16 protein-coding genes are annotated in these 16,767 nt (G+C 73.6%); 8 read left to right on the forward strand and 8 right to left on the reverse strand.

Going from position 1 to position 16,767, the window contains the following annotated elements:
• The first annotated feature begins 1 nt into the window (after nt 1).
• The 3 genes from AB0G13_RS03645 to AB0G13_RS03655 all read left to right on the forward strand — a co-directional run bounded on the left by AB0G13_RS03645 (nt 2) and on the right by AB0G13_RS03655 (nt 2,464).
• The gene (locus AB0G13_RS03645; RefSeq protein WP_357868358.1) at nt 2-331 is read left to right on the forward strand and encodes an AzlD domain-containing protein; all 330 of its coding nucleotides are present in this window, start codon (nt 2-4) and stop codon (nt 329-331) included.
• The gene (locus AB0G13_RS03650) at nt 328-1,173 is read left to right on the forward strand and encodes a carbon-nitrogen hydrolase family protein (protein WP_357868360.1); all 846 of its coding nucleotides are present in this window, start codon (nt 328-330) and stop codon (nt 1,171-1,173) included. The genes AB0G13_RS03645 and AB0G13_RS03650 overlap by 4 nt, the downstream gene beginning before the upstream one ends.
• Nucleotides 1,174-1,288: 115 nt before the next feature.
• Nucleotides 1,289-2,464: a PLP-dependent aspartate aminotransferase family protein gene (locus AB0G13_RS03655; RefSeq protein ID WP_357868363.1), complete on the forward strand. Its 1,176-nt coding sequence runs from the start codon at nt 1,289-1,291 to the stop codon at nt 2,462-2,464.
• A gap of 23 nt (nt 2,465-2,487) precedes the next feature.
• Here the strand turns inward: AB0G13_RS03655 and AB0G13_RS03660 are convergent, their stop codons facing one another.
• Entirely contained in the window at nt 2,488-3,417 is a 930-nt protein-coding gene (locus AB0G13_RS03660) for a diacylglycerol kinase family protein (RefSeq protein WP_357868366.1), read from the reverse strand.
• Between the two features lie 122 nt (nt 3,418-3,539).
• On the opposite strand from AB0G13_RS03660, the gene AB0G13_RS03665 reads away from it, so the two are divergent.
• Nucleotides 3,540-3,860, forward strand: a complete 321-nt coding sequence (locus tag AB0G13_RS03665) for a hypothetical protein (protein WP_357868368.1) — start codon at nt 3,540-3,542, stop codon at nt 3,858-3,860.
• On the forward strand, nt 3,854-4,147 hold the full coding sequence (locus AB0G13_RS03670) for a hypothetical protein (RefSeq protein ID WP_357868370.1): 294 nt from the start codon (nt 3,854-3,856) through the stop codon (nt 4,145-4,147). Before AB0G13_RS03665 ends, AB0G13_RS03670 begins: the two co-directional genes overlap by 7 nt.
• A 76-nt stretch (nt 4,148-4,223) precedes the next feature.
• Here AB0G13_RS03670 and AB0G13_RS03675 read toward each other — a convergent pair whose 3' ends face one another.
• On the reverse strand, nt 4,224-5,624 hold the full coding sequence (locus AB0G13_RS03675) for a GH1 family beta-glucosidase (protein ID WP_357868520.1): 1,401 nt from the start codon (nt 5,622-5,624) through the stop codon (nt 4,224-4,226).
• Between the two features lie 25 nt (nt 5,625-5,649).
• Nucleotides 5,650-6,489 carry a carbohydrate ABC transporter permease gene (locus AB0G13_RS03680; protein WP_357868372.1) on the reverse strand — a complete coding sequence of 280 codons (840 nt, stop codon included), beginning with the start codon at nt 6,487-6,489 and terminating at the stop codon, nt 5,650-5,652.
• A gap of 279 nt (nt 6,490-6,768) precedes the next feature.
• Here AB0G13_RS03680 and AB0G13_RS03685 point away from each other — a divergent pair, with 279 nt between their 5' ends.
• The gene (locus AB0G13_RS03685) at nt 6,769-7,386 is read left to right on the forward strand and encodes a TetR family transcriptional regulator (RefSeq protein ID WP_357868375.1); all 618 of its coding nucleotides are present in this window, start codon (nt 6,769-6,771) and stop codon (nt 7,384-7,386) included.
• A 97-nt stretch (nt 7,387-7,483) separates the two neighbouring features.
• Here AB0G13_RS03685 and AB0G13_RS03690 read toward each other — a convergent pair whose 3' ends face one another.
• Nucleotides 7,484-8,692 carry an RNA-guided endonuclease TnpB family protein gene (locus tag AB0G13_RS03690; RefSeq protein WP_357868378.1) on the reverse strand — a complete coding sequence of 403 codons (1,209 nt, stop codon included), beginning with the start codon at nt 8,690-8,692 and terminating at the stop codon, nt 7,484-7,486.
• 155 nt (nt 8,693-8,847) lie between these two features.
• Between AB0G13_RS03690 and AB0G13_RS03695 the strand changes: the two genes are divergently transcribed.
• Both AB0G13_RS03695 and AB0G13_RS03700 read left to right on the forward strand, forming a co-directional pair.
• Nucleotides 8,848-10,437 (forward strand): MDR family MFS transporter, encoded by a 1,590-nt coding sequence (locus AB0G13_RS03695; RefSeq protein ID WP_357868381.1) that lies wholly within the window; start codon nt 8,848-8,850, stop codon nt 10,435-10,437.
• Between the two features lie 300 nt (nt 10,438-10,737).
• Nucleotides 10,738-12,423 carry a LamG domain-containing protein gene (locus AB0G13_RS03700; protein ID WP_357868383.1) on the forward strand — a complete coding sequence of 562 codons (1,686 nt, stop codon included), beginning with the start codon at nt 10,738-10,740 and terminating at the stop codon, nt 12,421-12,423.
• A gap of 113 nt (nt 12,424-12,536) precedes the next feature.
• Here the strand turns inward: AB0G13_RS03700 and AB0G13_RS03705 are convergent, their stop codons facing one another.
• Genes AB0G13_RS03705 through AB0G13_RS03720 form a run of 4 tightly spaced genes read right to left on the reverse strand, consistent with a single transcriptional unit; the run spans nt 12,537 to nt 16,766 of the window.
• Nucleotides 12,537-13,484: an STM4011 family radical SAM protein gene (locus tag AB0G13_RS03705; RefSeq protein ID WP_357868387.1), complete on the reverse strand. Its 948-nt coding sequence runs from the start codon at nt 13,482-13,484 to the stop codon at nt 12,537-12,539.
• Nucleotides 13,481-14,803, reverse strand: coding sequence for an STM4012 family radical SAM protein (locus AB0G13_RS03710; RefSeq protein ID WP_357868389.1), 1,323 nt, complete (start codon nt 14,801-14,803; stop codon nt 13,481-13,483). Before AB0G13_RS03710 ends, AB0G13_RS03705 begins: the two co-directional genes overlap by 4 nt.
• Complete coding sequence (locus AB0G13_RS03715; RefSeq protein ID WP_357868392.1) at nt 14,800-15,603, reverse strand: STM4013/SEN3800 family hydrolase; 804 nt, start codon at nt 15,601-15,603, stop codon at nt 14,800-14,802. The genes AB0G13_RS03710 and AB0G13_RS03715 overlap by 4 nt, the downstream gene beginning before the upstream one ends.
• Nucleotides 15,591-16,766, reverse strand: coding sequence for an STM4014 family protein (locus AB0G13_RS03720; protein ID WP_357868395.1), 1,176 nt, complete (start codon nt 16,764-16,766; stop codon nt 15,591-15,593). The genes AB0G13_RS03715 and AB0G13_RS03720 overlap by 13 nt, the downstream gene beginning before the upstream one ends.
• Nucleotide 16,767: the final 1 nt, after the last annotated feature.

The raw sequence follows: 16,767 nt of genomic DNA on the forward strand, positions 1-16,767 counted from the left end.
AATGTCCATGCTGCTGCTCATCCTCGGGATGGGGCTCGCCACCTTCGCGCCCCGGTACCTGCCGCTGCTGGTCTTCCGCGACCGCGTGCTTCCCGACGACGTCAAGGTCTTCCTCGGCTACCTCCCGCCGGCGCTGCTGGCGGCCATCGCCGTCCCGTCGGTGATCGCGCCGGTGGACAACCGGATCGAGATCACCGTCGTCACCGTGCCGTACCTGGTGGCAGGCCTGGTCACGTTGGTGACCGGCCTCTTCGTCGAGCGCTTCATGATCGTTTGGACGGCGGGGCTGGTGGTCTTCTTCGGCCTGCGCTGGTGGCTGGGGGCCGGGTGACGGCCGCGCGTCCCGCCGACCGCGCCCCGCTGCGGGTCGCGGCCGGCCAGGTCACCGCCGTCCCCGGCGACCTGGCCGGCAACGCGAGGACCGCGGCGGAGAGCATCGCCGGGGCCGCGGCCCGCGGCGTGCACCTGGTCGTCTTCCCCGAGCTGTCGCTCTGCGGCTACGACGTCGGCCTGCTGCGCGACGACATCGCCCGGTGCGCCGTCGAGCCGGGCGGTCGCCCGCTCGACGTCGTCGCCGAGGCCTGCCGCACTTACGGGGTAGTGGCGGTGGTCGGCGGCTGCCGGCGGCGCGCCGCCGGCTGGGCGATCGGCGCCCTGGTGGTCGGCGCGGACGGCCGGCTCGCCGCCGGCTACGACAAGCGACACCTCGACGGCCACGAGCGGGAGCTGTTCGTGCCGGGCCACGCCGACACCCTGGTCGAGGTGCGCGGCTGGCGGCTCGGCCTGGGGATCTGCTACGACGCGAGCTTCCCCGAACATCCCCGCGCGCTGGCCCTCGCCGGCGCCGACGCCTACCTCTGCCCGGGGGCGTTCACGACGGGGGACTCCGACCACCGACGCGGCGTGTACTTCCCGGCCCGCGCCCTGGAGAACACCTGCTACGTGCTGTTCGCCAACTTCGCGGGATCGCACGGCGGCTGGGAGTTCGCCGGTCGCAGCGCCGTGTACGCTCCCGACGGGCGGGTCCTCGCCGACGCCGGCACGGGCCCCGGCCTCGCCGTCGCCGACCTGGACGACGCCGTCCTGCGCCGGCACCGCGACGCGCTGCGGATGCTCGCCGACCGGGCCGCGCCCGTGCCGCCCCCGGCGGCCGTGCCCGTCCGGGCCGGGTGACCGCCCGTCCGCCGGGACCGTCCACGCCGGACGGCCCGTCGCCGGGCGCCCGGTGACGCCCCCCACCTGTCCGACCCGCCGCCCCGGCGGGCGACCCACCACGTGAGGAGAACCTGTGACCGGCACCGGCACGATCGCTGTCCACGGCGACGACGGGTTGAGCCCGGGCGGGGCGGTGTCGCCGCCGATCGTGCAGAGCGCCACCTTCAGCGCCGAGTCCGACGAGCAGTTCACCGCCATCGCCACCGAGACCCGCGGCCACGCCTTCTACACCCGCTACGGCAACCCGAACCACGCGCAGGTCGCCGCCGTGGTCGCCGAGCTGGAGGGCGCCGAGGCGGGCATGGTCACCGCCTCCGGGATGGGCGCGATCAGCACGATCGCCCTGGCCCTGCTCTCCGCCGGGGACCACGTCATCGTGCAGCGCAGCACGTACGGCGGCACGACGTCCCTGGTCACCGGCCTGCTGGCCCGGTTCGGGGTGGCCTTCACCCAGGTGGACCAGACCGACACCGCGGCCTTCGCCCGGGCGCTGCGCCCGCAGACCCGGCTGGTCCTGGTGGAGACCCCGAGCAACCCCCTGCTGGAACTGACCGACCTGGCCGCCGTCGTCGAGCTGGCGCACGCCAACGACGCGCTGGTCGCGGTCGACAACACCTTCGCCACCCCGGTCAACCAGCGGCCGGCCGACTTCGGCGCCGATCTGGTGTGGCACAGCGGGACGAAGTACCTCGGCGGGCACTCCGACGTCTCGGCCGGGGTGATCGTCGGCTCCGCCGACCTGGTCGACCGGGTCTGGCAGACCGCCATCGTCACCGGCAGCACCCTCGGCCCGATCGACGCCTGGCTGCTGCTGCGGGGCATCCGGACCCTGTCGCTGCGGGTGGACCGGCACAACGCCAACGCGCTGGCCCTGGCCCGGGCGGTCGAGGGCCACCCGGCCGTGCGACGGGTCCGCTACCCGGGGCTGCCGACGCATCCCCAGCACGAGCTGGCCGGCCGGCAGATGACCGGCTTCGGCGGGGTGCTCAGCGTCGAGCTGCGCGACGGGCGGGCGGCGGCCGGGCTGCTGAACGGCCTCCGCCTGGCCAAGCGGGCGGCCAGCCTGGGCAGCGTCAGCACCCTCGTGGTGCACCCGCGCTCGATGTGGGCCGGGATCGTGGACGCCGAGCAGCTGGCCGCCACCGGCATCGGCGAGGGCCTCGTCCGGGTCTCCACCGGCATCGAGGACACCGAGGACCTCGTCGCCGACTTCCTGGCGGCCCTCGACGCGGCGGACCGCGCCGGGTAGCGCGCCCCGGCCGGCCGCGTCGCTCAGCGGTCCGGACTCCCGGCCGGCGCCATCACGCGCAGCGCGTTGGCGTCGAGGCCGATCCGGATCGGCGTACGGCCGCACAGCTCGCCGTCGACCTCGACGCGCGCCGGCCGGTCGGTCTCCAGCCACAGTTCCCCGACGGCGAGGAACGGCTCGTCGCCGACGGAACGCCGGTGCCCGGTCGCCGCGTTGCGGGCGGTGTCCCGCACCAGTCCGCGGCGGTTCGCGCCGCCGACCGGGTACGCGACCAGCAGCCGGTCGTCGGCGTCGGCGTCGGCGGCGATCGGGCGGCCGGCGTGGAAGCCGCCGTTGGCGACGTACACCTGGTGGGTGACGAACTCGTGCCGGGCGTCGCCGGCGCGGACGGTGACGCGCAGCGGGCGGTGCCGGGCCAGCAGGGCCAGGGCGGTGAGCGGGTACGCCAGCCGGCCGGTGACCCGCTTCAGGCGCGGCGGCGTCCGGAGCATGATGTCGGCGGAGAGTCCGACGCCGACGTGGTTGGTGAAGCGCATCTCGCCGGCGAGGCCGAGGTCGACGTCGATCACCGTGCCGCCGGTCAGCACGTCGACGGCCCGGTCGAGGTCGAGCGGGACGCCGACGGTGCGGGCGAAGTTGTTGGTGGTGCCCAGCGGCAGCAGGCCGAGCGCGACGTCGCGGTGGGCGAGCAGCCGCGCGGCGGCGCTGAGGGTGCCGTCCCCGCCGCCGGCCACCAGCAGGTCGGGCCCGAGGTCGACGGCCGCCGCGAGGACACGGTCGAGCTGGCCGGGCTGGTCGACGGGGAAGTCGCCGAGCAGTCGGAAGCCGGCCGCCGTCAGCCGCGCCCGGGCCTGTTCGTGCAGTTGGCGGCCCCGGCGGGAGTGGGCGTTGACGACGAGGACGGCCCGCCGGTCCCGCCGGATGGCCGCGCCCAGTTCCTGCTTCGTCCGCATGGGCCCCGACCCTATCGGCATCCGGGACGCCGGCACGCCGTCGGGAGGATTCGCAGACATAGAAGCTCATCGACGCAATCGTTAGGGTGTCGGGGAGGAACGTTCCTACCCTGGAGGTGTTGATGCGAACACAGGTCATCCGCGCGGTCGGCGTCCTGACGGCGGGAGGGGCCCTGGTGGCGCTGGGCGCCACCGGCGCGCAGGCCGGCCCGGTCGTGCCGCGGCACGCCGTGGTCGTCTGCCAGAGCGCCAGCTTCTACGCCAACTACGACTCGGCGAGCGGCCCGCACGGGTTCAAGCGCACGCTGGAGTACGGCAACAAGATCGGCCACACGCCCGGCGCGCATCCCGTCTACAACGGCTGGGCCGCCACCTTCGACTTCGGGCCCAACGACTGGGGCTACGTGCGGATCGAGTGCATCGGAGGCTACGACTCATGGTGAGCGGGGCAGCCGCGCGCCGGCTCGGCGCGGCGCTGGCGGCCGGCTGCGCCGTGCTGGCGCTCACTCCGGCGCCCGGTCACGCCGCGAACGGGACGATCGGGCAACGGGAGACGGTGTGCGCCCAGGACCTCTTCGTCCGCACCGACCCGAACGGCGCGTGGATGGGCACCCTCTACCGCGGCCAGACCTTCCTCGTCGAGGGGCCGCGCAGCGGCGGCTACGTCTACGGCTTCGCCTACGGGCACGTCAACCGGCGCGGGTGGGTGCAGGACGGCTGGTTCTGCTGAACCTACCCGGCACGTGACGGACGGAGCCCCGGGTGTCGCCCGGGGCTCCGTCACAGCCCGGCAATCCGTCTCCGGCTCACCGGGACGGCGTCAGCCGCCCGGTACGCCGGCGGTGGGCGCGGATCAGGTCGGCGTAGCGCAGGCCGCTCGCCTTCACCGTCCGGCGCTGGGTGGGGTAGTCGACGTGCACTAGGCCGAAGCGCTTGTCGTACCCGTACGCCCACTCGAAGTTGTCCAGCAGCGACCAGACGAAGTAGCCGGCCAGCGGCACGCCCCGGTCGACCGCCGCCGCGCACGCCGCCAGGTGCCGCTCCAGGTGCTCGGTCCGCTCCCGGTCCTCGACGGCGCCGTCGGCGGTGACCTCGTCCGGCCACGCCGAACCGCTCTCCGTGACGAGCAGCCGCGCCGGGGCGTACTCCTCGGTCACGGCGACCAGCAACTGTTCCAGCCCGGCCGGGTACGCCTCCCAGCCCATCGCGGTGCACACCGCGCCCGGCGCCGGCACCTGCCGGGCGTACGGCGGCGGTCCCGCCGGGTCGTCGGCCACCACCTGCCGGAAGTAGTAGTTCAGGCCGAGGAAGTCGGTGGGCGTGGCGATGACGGCCAGGTCGTCGCCCCGCACGGGCGGCTCGACGCCGTACGTGGCGACCATGTCGGCCGGGTAGCCGCGCCCGTGCAGCGGGTCGAGCCACCACCGGTTGACGTGGCCGTCCATCCGCCGGGCGGCGGCCACGTCCTCGGGCCGGTCGCTCGCCGGCTCACAGGGGCTGGGGTTGAGCACGATCCCGACGGAGGCGGGCCGGGCGGCGGCGGCCCGGATCGCCCGGGTGGCCAGCCCGTGCCCGAGCAGGACGTGGTGCGAGGCGCGCACCGCCCGGGTCAGGTCCCGCTCGCCGGGTGCCATCCGGCCCTCCAGGTGCCCGATCCAGGACACGCAGAGCGGCTCGTTGACGGTGGTCCAGTCGGCGACCCGGTCGCCGAGGCGGGCCGCCGCGACGGCGGCGTAGTCGGCGAACGCCTCGGCGGTGTCCCGCTCCGGCCAGCCGCCCCGGTCCTGCAACGCCTGCGGCAGGTCCCAGTGGTAGAGCGTCACGAACGGTCGGATCCCCGCCGCCAGCAGGGCGTCGACCAGCCGGTCGTAGAAGTCCAGGCCCCTCGGGTTGACCCGGCCGACGCCGTCGGGCCGCACCCGGGGCCAGGCCACCGAGAACCGGTACGCGTCCACCCCGAGCCGCCGCATGAGCGCCACGTCCTGCGGCCACCGGTGGTAGTGGTCGCAGGCCACCGCGCCGGTGTCGCCGTTGTCGACGGCGCCCGGCACGTCGCAGAAGGTGTCCCAGATGGACGGCGCGCGGCCGTCGGCGCGGACGGCCCCCTCGATCTGGTACGCGGCGGTGGCGACTCCCCAGAGGAAGTCGGGCGGCAGCGTGGACAGGTCCGGCACGGGTGGGCTCTCCTTCGGTTGTGCGGCCGACATGGCCTCGTGTGCGGCCGTCACAGCCTCACCTGACCGCGCCGGCGGTGAGGCCGGCGACGAAGTAGCGCTGCAACGCCAGGAAGCCGGCCACCACCGGGACGCTGACCACCAGCGACGCGGCCATCACCTGGTTCCAGTAGACGTTGAACTGGGTGGAGTAGCCCTGGAGGCCGACGGCGAGGGTGCGGCTGCCCTCGTCGGTCATCACCGAGGCGAAGAGCACCTCGCCCCAGGCGGTCATGAAGGCGTAGACGGCGACCGCGACGACGCCCGGCACCGCCGTGGGCAGGATGACCCGGAACAGGGTCCGCAGCGGGCCGGCGCCGTCGACCTGCGCCGCCTCGTCGAGGCCGCGGGGGATCGAGTCGAAGTAGCCGACCAGCATCCAGATCGAGAACGGCAGGGAGAACGTCAGGTAGGTGACGATCAGGCCGGTGCGGCTGGCGTACAGCTGGATGCCGGTGGCGGTGCCGAGGTTGACGTAGATCAGGAACAGCGGCAGCAGGAAGAGGATGCCGGGGAACATCTGGGTGGAGAGCACGGTCACCGAGAACAGCCTCCGGCCGCGGAACCGGTACCGGCTGACGGCGTACGCCGCGAAGATCGCCACGGTGACCGAGAAGACCGCCGCCACGGTCGAGACGACCAGGCTGTTGACCAGGTAGCGGCCCAGCGGCACGGTCGACCACATGTCGACGAACGCCTGCGCGGTCGGGCGCCGGGGCCACCAGGTGAAGGCGCCCTGCACGTCCTGCAACGGCTTGAGCGCCGAGCTGAGCACGACGTAGAGCGGGACGAGCACGAAGAGCGCGAGCAGGGTCAGCACGATCCGGCGGGCCCAGCGCTCGGCGGCGGTCTCACGCATCGTTCCTCCGGCGGTTGGTGGCCAGCAGGTAGCCGGCGGTGACCAGGAGCAGGAACAGCAGCAGCATCACGGACATCGCCGACCCGGCGCCGAAGTCCCAGGTCTTGAAGGAGCTGCGGTAGATGTGATCCGTACGGCGGCGGGCCCGGCCGGAACGATCCGGCCGGGCCCGCGCGCCTCCCGCCCCTCCGGCGACGTCGGCGACCGCGCCGGATGGCCCGCGTCACTTCAGACGATAAAACATTGCAGGGCGCGCAAGATCGCTAGTACGGTCCTCGCGTGACATCCGCCGGAACCGAACCCGCACCCGGGCGGCGCGACCGCAAGAAGCGCCAGACCCGGGCCGCGCTGACCGAGGCGGCGCTGCGCCTGGTGGCCGAGCGCGGCCTGGCTCAGGTGACGGTGGAGGAGATCAGCGAGGCGGCGGACGTCTCCCCGCGCACCTTCTTCAACTACTTCGCCTGCAAGGACGACGCCCTGGTCGGCGACCAGGGCGTCGCGGCGCGCCTGGTGGCCCGGCTGGCCGCCGTGCCGCCCGAGGTGCCGGTGCTGGCCGCGCTGCGGAGCGCGCTCGACGAGGTGATCGACGAGGTGCGCGCCGAACGCGAGCTGTGGTGCCTGCGGATGGACGTGGTGACGCGCAATCCCGCGCTGCTGCCCCGCCTGCTGGCCGGCAACGCCGAGACGGAACGCGCCATCGTCGAGGTCGTCGCGGCGCGGGTCGGCGTCGGTCCCGACCACGCGTACCCGGCGCTGGTCACCGCCGTGACGGGTGCCGCCCTGCGCCACGCGATGACCCGGTGGGCCGCCCACCCCGACCGGCCGGACCTGGCCGACCTCGTCGACGAGGCGTTCGCCGCCCTCGCCGAGGGGCTGCCGCAACCCGACCGGCCCTGACCCGCAAGCCCCTCCCGGGAAAGGTGCCCGGGAGGCCGTGAAACCCGCGTGTGTTTTTTGTTACCCGGTAAGGAAGGCCATCGACATCCTCCCCGCCCTAAAGAGCGGGGATTCCCTGGGTCACCCCAGAGGGTTCCTGCTTCACCGACGGTCGCCCCGTCCGAGAGGACTCTCGTTGAGGTCTTACACCGCCTCCACAGGCAATCACGGAGAGCCCCTCCGCGAGAATGTTGCGGGCCGCGTTGACGTCGCGGTCGTGGACAGTGCCGCACCGGCAGGTCCACAATCGGACGTTCAACGGCATCCGCTCAGCGAGCGCGCCGCACGCCGAGCACAGCTTGGACGACGGGAACCAGCGGTCCACAACAACGAGGTTGCGGCCGTGCCAGTCGGCCTTGTATTCGAGCAGGGTGCGGAACTGCCGCCAGGCCGCGTCGCTGATGGCGCGGGCCAGGCTGTGGTTTTTGACCATGTTGCGTACGGTCAGGTCCTCGATCACGATCGTTTGGTTCTCACGAACGAGTCGAGTGGTCAGCTTGTGCAGGTGGTCCCTGCGGCGGTCGGCAATCCGGGCGTACACGCGGGCGAGGTTGAGCCGGGCCTTGGCCCGGTTCGCGGAGCCTTTCTCCTTCTTTGCCAGGTTCCGTTGGGCGCGGGCGAGTGCGGCCCGGTCGCGGCGTTCGTGCTTCGGGTTGACGACCTTCTCGCCGGTGGACAGCGTGAGCAGGCTGTCAAGGCCGGCATCGACCCCGACGGCCGGCCTCGGCGCCGGAGCCTGCTCGATCCGGTCGTCGCACAGCAGCGACACGAACCAGCGACCGGCCGCGTCCTGCGACACGGTCACCGTGGACGGCACCGCGCCCTCGGGCAGTGGTCGGGACCACACGATATCCAGCGGCTCGGCCATCTTCGCCAGCGTCAACTGGCCGGCGCGGTAGCGGAACCCGCTGGTGGTGTACTCCGCCGACCGGCGCGACTTCTTCTTGCTCTTGAAGCTCGGGTACCGGGCGCGCTTGGTGAAGAAGTTTGTGAAGGCGCTTTGCAGGTGCCGCAGCGTCTGCTGCAACGGCACCGACGACACCTCGCGGAGGAACGCCAGATCGTCGGTCTTCTTCCACGCGGTCAACATCGCCGACGTTGCGTTGTAGTTCACCCGTTCCTGGCGCAGCGTCCACGCCTCGGTGCGGGCCTGCAATGCCATGTTGTAGACCAGCCGCACACAGCCGAACGTGCGGGCAAGCTCGTAAGCCTGCTCGGGGCTCGGGTAGAAGCGGAACTTGAACGCCCGCTTCACGATCCTAGCCATGGCTCACAACCTAGCAGGCTAGTCAGTAAGCCTCGCGGTGGCGCGCGGGTTAGACGCACATCCGCCCTGCGGCGGGTCGGCTTTCCTGCCCTGCTCCGCGAGGGCTCCGTTTCCTCTCTGGCCTGAAGGCCGCAGTATCCACGGAAGGAACCACGATGACCGCCACCGTGCCCGTCGAGACCCTCAAGGTCGGCGCCGGCCGCATGTCCCGCCGCGAGGTGCTGCAGGCACTCTCCGGCCTGATGGTCGGCATGTTCGTGTCGATCCTCGCCTCCACGGTCGTGGCGAACGCGCTGCCGCGCATCATCGCCGACCTCGACGGCACGCAGACCGTCTACACGTGGATCGTCACCACCGAGCTGCTGGCCATGACGGCGACCGTGCCGCTCTGGGGCAAGATGGCCGACCTCTACAGCAAGAAGCTGCTGATCCAGCTCTCCCTCGGCCTTTTCGTGGCCGGCTCGCTGATCGCCGGGCTGACCCCGAACGTCGAGGTGCTGCTGGTCAGCCGGGTCGTGCAGGGCATCGGCGCCGGCGGCATGACCGCCCTGGCCACCATCGTGATGGCGGCCATGATCCCGCCCCGCGAGCTGGGCCGCTACGCCGGCATCTTCGGTGCCGTGTTCGGCGTCGGCACCATCGCCGGCCCGCTGATCGGCGGCGTGCTCGTGGACACCTCCTGGCTCGGCTGGCGCTGGTGCTTCCTGATCGGCATCCCGTTCACCCTGCTCTCCATCGTCCTGCTCCAGCGCACGCTGCACCTGCCGGTGACCCGCCGCAAGGTGAAGATCGACTGGCTCGGCGCGCTGCTCATCACCTCCGGCGTCTCGACCGTGCTGGTCTGGTCGTCGCTGGCGGGCAACAGGTTCGCCTGGGCCTCGGGATGGACGGCGCTGATGGTCGGCGGCGGGCTCGCCCTGCTGGCGCTGGCCGTCTGGGTGGAGTCCCGCGCGGAGGAGCCGATCGTGCCGCTGCACATCTTCCGCAACCGGACGGTCTCGTTGACCACCGTCGCCAGCGTGCTGGTCGGCGTGGCCATGTTCGGCGGGACCGTGTTCCTGTCCCAGTACTTCCAGATCTCGCTGGGCAAGTCGCCGACGATGGCGGGGCTGATGAGCCTGCCGATGATCCTCGGCCTGCTCGTCTCGTCCACCGTCGCCGGCCAGCTGATCACGAAGCACGGCCGTTGGAAGCGCTACCTGGTCGCCGGCGCGGTGGTGATGACGATCGGCATGCTGCTGCTGGCCACGATCGACGCGAACACCGGCATGCTGCTGCTCGGGATCTACATGGCGGTGCTGGGCATCGGCGTCGGCATGCTGATGCAGAACCTGGTGCTGGCCGCGCAGAACGACGTGCCCGCGCAGGAACTGGGCGCCGCCACCTCCACGCTGACCTTCTTCCGCAGCATGGGCGGGACGATCGGGGTCAGCGCGCTCGGCGCCGTCCTGGCCAACCGGGTCGCGTCGCTGACCGCCGAGAAGCTCGGCCCGCTGGCCGGCGGCGCCACCGGCGAGGGCTCCGCCGAGGTGCCCGACCTGTCCGCCCTGCCCGAGCCGGTGCTGCGGATCGTGCAGGAGGTGTACGGGACGGCCACCGCGGAGCTCTTCCTCATCGGCGCTCCCATCGCGCTGCTCTCCGTGGTCGTGGTGATCTTCATCCGGGAGAAGCCGCTGCACACCCTCAGCGGCACCGAGCGGCTCGCCCGCGAGGAGGCGGCCGCCGCCGTGCCCGGCGCGCACTGAGTCACCCGCGGGAAGGGGCGGTCCGGTCCGTGCCGGGCCGCCCCTTCGCGTGCGCGGGCCGCCGCGCAATCCCGACCGCCGCCGGAACTCCTTCCGGCCGCTCGCCGCCCGTCGTCCGGACCTCTTGCGGCCCGTAGTCCCGGCCCCTTGCCGCCCGGCGTCCGGGCCGCTCGCCGCCCGTCGTCCCGGCCTCCGCCGTATCGACGCCTTTGATTGACAGGTGATGAACGGCACGTTACGGTCGCTCGGGAAAGCGCTTTCCACCGCACTCGCCTGCCCCACCACCCCAGGAGGTCAGTCATGGAAGGGCCGGACCCCGCACGTCCGTCGTACCGGAAGAGGTGGCCCGTCATCGGCGGCGCGGTCGCCGTGATCACCGCCGCCAGCCTCGTCTTCTCGCCGGCCGCCGGCGCCGCCACCGCCTTGTCGGCAGACTTCGAGGACGGCAGCATCGCCGGCTGGTCCAAGTCGGGCGGCAGCTGGTCGGTCGTGCCCGACGGCTCCCAGGTGGCGCGGCAGTCGAGCACCTCCAGCGAGAACGCCCGGCTCTTCAACGCCTCGACCGGCCTCACCGACTACACCGTCCAGGCCCGGGTCAAGCCGGTCAGCCTGGGCGCCAACGGCTTCGTCGGGCTGCTCGCCCGCGCCTCCGGATCGACGACCTTCCACCGGCTGGCCCTGCTTCCGGGCCGGGTCGAGTTGCAGTCGGTCAACGGCAGCTCCGTGACCGTGCTGGGCAGCTCCGCGCGGACTGTCAGCAACGGCACCTGGTACACCCTCTCGCTCACCGCCAGCGGCTCCGTGGTCAGCGCGTCGATCGACGGGACGCAGTTCGCCTCGCGCTCCGCGTCGGGGCCCGCCGCCGGCCGCATCGGCCTGCAGACCGCGTACTCCTCGGCCTCCTTCGACGACGTGGTGGTGACCACCGGGGGCACCCCGCCGCCGACCACCGCGCCCCCCACGACGCCGCCGCCAACTACGCCACCGCCGACGACCCCGCCGCCGGGCGGCAACGCGCCCGGCCTACAGGGCTTCGCCACCATGACCGGCCACGGCCGGACCGGCACGAACGGCGGAGCGGGCGGCCCGACGGTGACCGTCAGCAGCTACGCGCAGCTGGCCGCGGCCGTGGCCGACGACGCGCCGCGGATCGTCCGCGTCTCCGGCACGATCACCGGCACCGGCGCCAACATGCTGGACGTCGGCTCCAACAAGACGATCATCGGGGTCGGCCCCACCGCCACGATCAGTGGCTTCGGCCTCGACGTCAACGGCTGGGGCCCGGACGAGGTGGCCTGGGGCGGGGACCTCTGCGACCCCGCCGAGCGGAGCCTCTTCACCCACGTCCAGAACGTGATCATCCGTAACCTCACGTTCCGCAGCTCGCCGGACGACTCGATCAACGTGCAGTGCTACTCGCACCACGTGTGGATCGACCACAACACCTTCCATCCCTCGACGGACGGCTCGGTGGACGTCAAGCGCGGCTCCGACCTGGTCACCGTGTCGTACAACCGGTTCGTCGGCACGGACAAGTCGATGCTGCTGGGCCACAGCGACAGCAACGGCGCCCAGGACACCGGCTACCTGCGCGCGACCTACCACCACAACTGGTTCGACGGCTCGAACACCCGCCACCCCCGGGTGCGGTTCGGCTACGCCCACGTGTTCGGCAACTTCGTGGAGGTCGACGACTACTTCATCGGTCTCGGCGTCGGCGGCCAGGTCTACGCCGAGAGCAACCACGTGAAGAGCGCGAAGACGATCACCGAGGACTACGGCGACACCCGCCTGACGTGGACCGGCACGAACTTCTACGACAAGGCCACCATCACCCGGGCGAACGACTCCGGCAAGACGATGGACGACTGGCTGCGGATCGACAACACCGTCGCCCGGCCGCCGTACGCGTACACGGCCGGATCCGCCTCCGCCACCCCGCCCGCCGCGGGCGCCGGGGTGGTCGGCGCGGAGCAGCTGCCGTGACCGTGCCGGCCGCTCCGGGCACCCAGGACTGAACCGGCCGTCGGCGGGGGTGGGCGAGCAGGCGGCCCACCCCCGCCGACGCGTGCCACGCCGGCAGCGGCTCCGGGCACGTGTTATGCCGGCAGCGGCCCCGCCGCATGTTGGGTCGGCAGCGGCCCCGGGGCGGGGACCGGCCGGCGCTGCGGCGCGGGGAGCGGCACCGGGCGGCGTGCCGCCGGCCAGGCGGCCGGGATGCGTTCCAGCACCCCGCCGGCGAAGACGTCGCGCAGGCCGAGCGGCTTCAGGTGGACGTACCCGATGTGGCAGTCGCAGACGGCGTTGCCGCACGGCCGCGGCCGAAGGGCTGACCGCCACGACCCGTCGTAGAGGTTGCCGAGCGGCTCGTCGATGAAGTGGCAGCGGCGCACTGTGCCGTCGCCGCGCACCGAGATCGCGGTCTCTCCCGCGTGGCACGGGCGGTCGAGCGACACGTGCGGGCGGACGCTGTAGCCGAAGAGCGGGTCCAGCTCCGTCCAGGTCGCCTCCTCGGCGGCGTCGTAGCGCCGGCCCTCGGCGGCGTTGACCCAGAGGTAGACCTCGGCGGGCAGGGCGGCCCGCAGCGCCCGCGCCTCGGCGAGGTGCTCCGGCAGGCCGACCACCCCGACCGAGTAGCGGATGCCCAGCTCGGACAGCCGGGCACAGCGGCGCAGGAAGCGGTCCCGGTCGACCTGACCGGGGTGGTAGGTGGTCCACAGGGCGGCGCCGCGCGGGTCGGCGTCGGCCAGCCAGTCCACCCGGGCGGCCAGGTTGGTCTGGATGACCACCCGGTCGACGTGCGGCAGGCGGGACAGCGACACCATCGCGTCCCGGTACCAGCTGCGGGTCAGCCCCTCGCCCCACGGGGTGAACAGCACCGACAGCCGCACGTCGGTGGTGGCCTCCACCCAGCCGGCGAACCGCTCCAGCGCCGCCCGGTCGGCGCGCAGCAGCTCCGGCGGGTCGTGCCGCTTGGCGAACGGGCAGTACGGGCAGTCGTAGTTGCAGCTGGCCAGGGGCCCCCGGTAGAGGATCGCGAGGTTCACCTCGGCACGTACCCGGTCATCGCGTCGCGCACCCGGGCCGAGGTCAGCCACGGGCCGACCGCGTCGGAACGGGCCAGCCCGGCCGGGGTCAGCCGCAGCCCGCCGTCGCCGGCCCACCCCCGGTCGACCAGCCGGCCCAGCTCCGGGAAGTCGTCCCCGGGCGGGCGGCCGAAGCGCGCCCGGTAGGCCGCCGCGTCGACCCCGTCGGCGCGCAGCAGCGACTTGAGCAGCCACCGGCGGCGCTGCTCGGCGCCGTCCAGGGTGAACCCGAACTCGGCGTACCGGAAGTCGTCCGCCGGCCGCGCCAGGTAGTCGTCAAGCACCGCCCGCACCTGGGACACGCCGACCGCGTAGTCGAACGAGTAGTGCAGGGACGTGGTGTAGGAGCGGGCGCCGCAGCCGAGGCCCACCATGCCGTCGTCCTGGCAGCAGTAGTCCGGCCCGTTTGGGGTGGGCGCGTCGGCCCGGCGGAACTGCCGCATCGACTCCTGCCGGTACCCGGCCGCGCCCAGCGTCGCCACGGCCTGCTCGTAGAGGGCGAGCCGCTGGGCGTCCCAGTCCGCGCGGCCGTGCGCCCGCCGCCCGAGCCCGGTCAGCGGGCGCACGTACAGCGGGTAGAGGTACAGCTCCTCGGGCCGCCACGCCAGGGCCGCGTCGAGGCTCTCCCGCCAGGTGTCGGCGGTCTGCCCGTCGATGCCGTAGATCAGGTCGATGTTGAGCACGGGGATCCGGGCGTCGCGGATCGCGGTCAGGGCCGCCTCCACCTCCGCGCGGCGCTGCGGTCGGCCGGCGGCGCGGGCCTCGGCGTCGAGGAAGCTCTGCACGCCGATGCTCACCCGGGTGGCGCCGTGCGCGGCGAGCACCGCGAGCCGGTCCGGCGTCGCGGTGGCCGGCGAGGTCTCCACCGACAGCGGTACGCCGGGCAGTCGGGCACCCATCGCGGTGGCGATGCCGAACAGCTCGGTCAGCTCGTCGGCGGTCAGGTAGGTGGGGGTGCCGCCGCCGAGTGCCGCGCGGGCGTAGCCGGCGTCGTCGCCCAGCGCCTCGGCGACCCGGCCGGCCTGCCGGCGCAGCTGCCGCAGGTACGCCGTCACCTGCTCGGCGGGCGCGTTGGCGCGGGTGAACAGGTTGCAGAAGCCGCAGCGCATCTCGCAGAACGGCAGGTGGACGTAGAGGAAGAGCGCCTCGCGCGCCTCGGCCCGCCACACGTCCGCCAGCAGCGGGCGCGGTCGCAGCGGCCGGTAGGAGGTCTTGTGCGGGTACGCGTACAGGTACTGCTGGTACGGCGAGCCGTCGAGGCCCGTGTCGGTGCTGGTCACCATTCCCCCGGTCGCAGGACGAAGTGGGCGTACGGGACCGTCCACACCACGTCGTGGCCGATCCGGTGGCCGGTGTGGCCGTCCTCCCCGTAGGCGGTGCCGTGGTCGGAGCAGACGATCGCGAAAACCGGTCGGCCCCGGCCGGTGAGCAGGGCGAACAGCCGGTCGATCCGGCCGTCGACGTACTCCAGGGCGGCGGCGTGGCTGGCCAGGTCGTCGACCTGCGCCCCGGGCAGGTGGTGCCGGTTGGGCTGGTGCAGGGCGGCGACGTTGAGGAACGTGAACAGCGGCTGCCGCACCGGCACCCGCGGCAGCACCTCGGCCAGCCGGTCGAGCTGGGCGTCCAGGCAGGTGGGGGAGGTGACCCCGAACTCCGGCTCCCAGTGCGCCTCGGCGAACAGGCCCGGCAGCACCGCCCCGAGCGGGCTGCGCCGGTTGAAGAACCCGACCCCGCCCAGGCAGAGGGTGTGGTAGCCGACGTCGGCGAGCGCAGTCGGCAGGTCCGGCGCGTCGAACACCCACGTGTCGGCGCCGGACGTCTCACTGCCGGGGAACGCCGCCGCGTACAGCCGCTCGTGCCGGCCGGGGTTGACCGGGGTGGGCAGGAAGCCGGCGAAGAACGCGTGGTGCGCGGCGTAGGTGAAGCTGGCGGGGGAGTGCCGGCGCTCCCACCCGCCCCCGGGCAGCGCCCGCGCCAGGTGCGGCGTGCGCCCCCGCTGCGCGAGGTCGGCGGCGACGTCGTGCCGCAGCGTGTCGAGGGTGAGCAGGAGCAGGTCGTGGCTGCCGATCAGACTCCGCACGCGAGCACCTCCCGCCCCGCGGCGTCGCCGCGCGACGCCTCCCGCCCTGCCGCCTCGGCGCCCGAGGGCTCCCGTCCCGCCGCGTCCCCGCGCGACGGCCCGGCCGCCGCCCGCCAGCGGTCCCACCGGCCGTCGGTCAGGGCGCGCACCTGCTCGGCGTAGGTGTCCCGGCCGTCGGTGAGCACCCCCGGCAGCAGGTCGCCGAAGGCGTTGACCTCGGCCACCGCGTGGCGTCGCCACCCGACGAGGAACATCAGGTCGATTCCGACCTGGAGCGTGCGGGGAAAGCACCCGGCGACCCGCTCGCAGGTCTCCATCGCCGCCGCCCACGCCGCCGGCCCCGCCGCCGCGCGCAGCTCGGCGAGGTCGCCGCGCGCGTTGCCCAGGTGCAGGTTGGTCAGCGGCCCCCGGGCGGCACGCACCACGGCGTGGGTGGGCCGCCCCGCGACCGTCACCACCCGCAGGTCGACCACCCGATCGCCGAGCCCCGCCTTGGGCAGCCACCGCTCCACGTGCAGGCCCTCCCCGGCGATCCGGTCGACGATCGCGGCGACCTCGGCCTCGTCGCCGTAGCGGCGTGGCCGCAGCGAGTTGAACAGCCCGTCCGGTGTCGCCTCGACCGTGGTGACCGCCTGCACCCGCCGCCCGGCCACCGCCAGGGCGACGACCCCGGCGGCGGACGAGCCGTGCGCGGGCTTGACGAACACGCGGCTCCAGCGGGCCGCCGCCATCGCCGCCCGCAGCTGCTCCCACCCGTGCACGGGGGGCAGCGCGGCCGGCACCGGCACCCCGGCGGCGGCCAGCCGCGCGTGGCAGCGCCGCTTGTCGCACAGCACCGCGACGTCCGCCGGGTCGTTGAGCAGCTCCGCGCCGCCGGCGGCGACCTGGTCCAGGCCCCGCAGCAGCCCGGCGTACGTGTCGGCCAGGCCGACCAGCTCACCGTGGCGGGCCGGGGCGGCGGACCGGCGCAGCAGCCGGTCCACCTCCGCGTCCTCCCCGGGCGAGTCGACCCGTACCAGCGCGCCGGCCCCCGGTGGCGCCGCCCCGGTCAGCACGTCGAGCCACGGCAGCACCTCCGGTCGGGGCAGTCCGGCGCCGACGACCGCCCGGGTGAACAGGTCGACCCGGCGGTTGCCGGGGTTGCCGACGACGGTCAGGCGCATG

Source organism: Micromonospora sp. NPDC023633, from assembly GCF_040640035.1.
In the GTDB taxonomy this organism is placed as follows: Bacteria; Actinomycetota; Actinomycetes; order Mycobacteriales; family Micromonosporaceae; genus Micromonospora.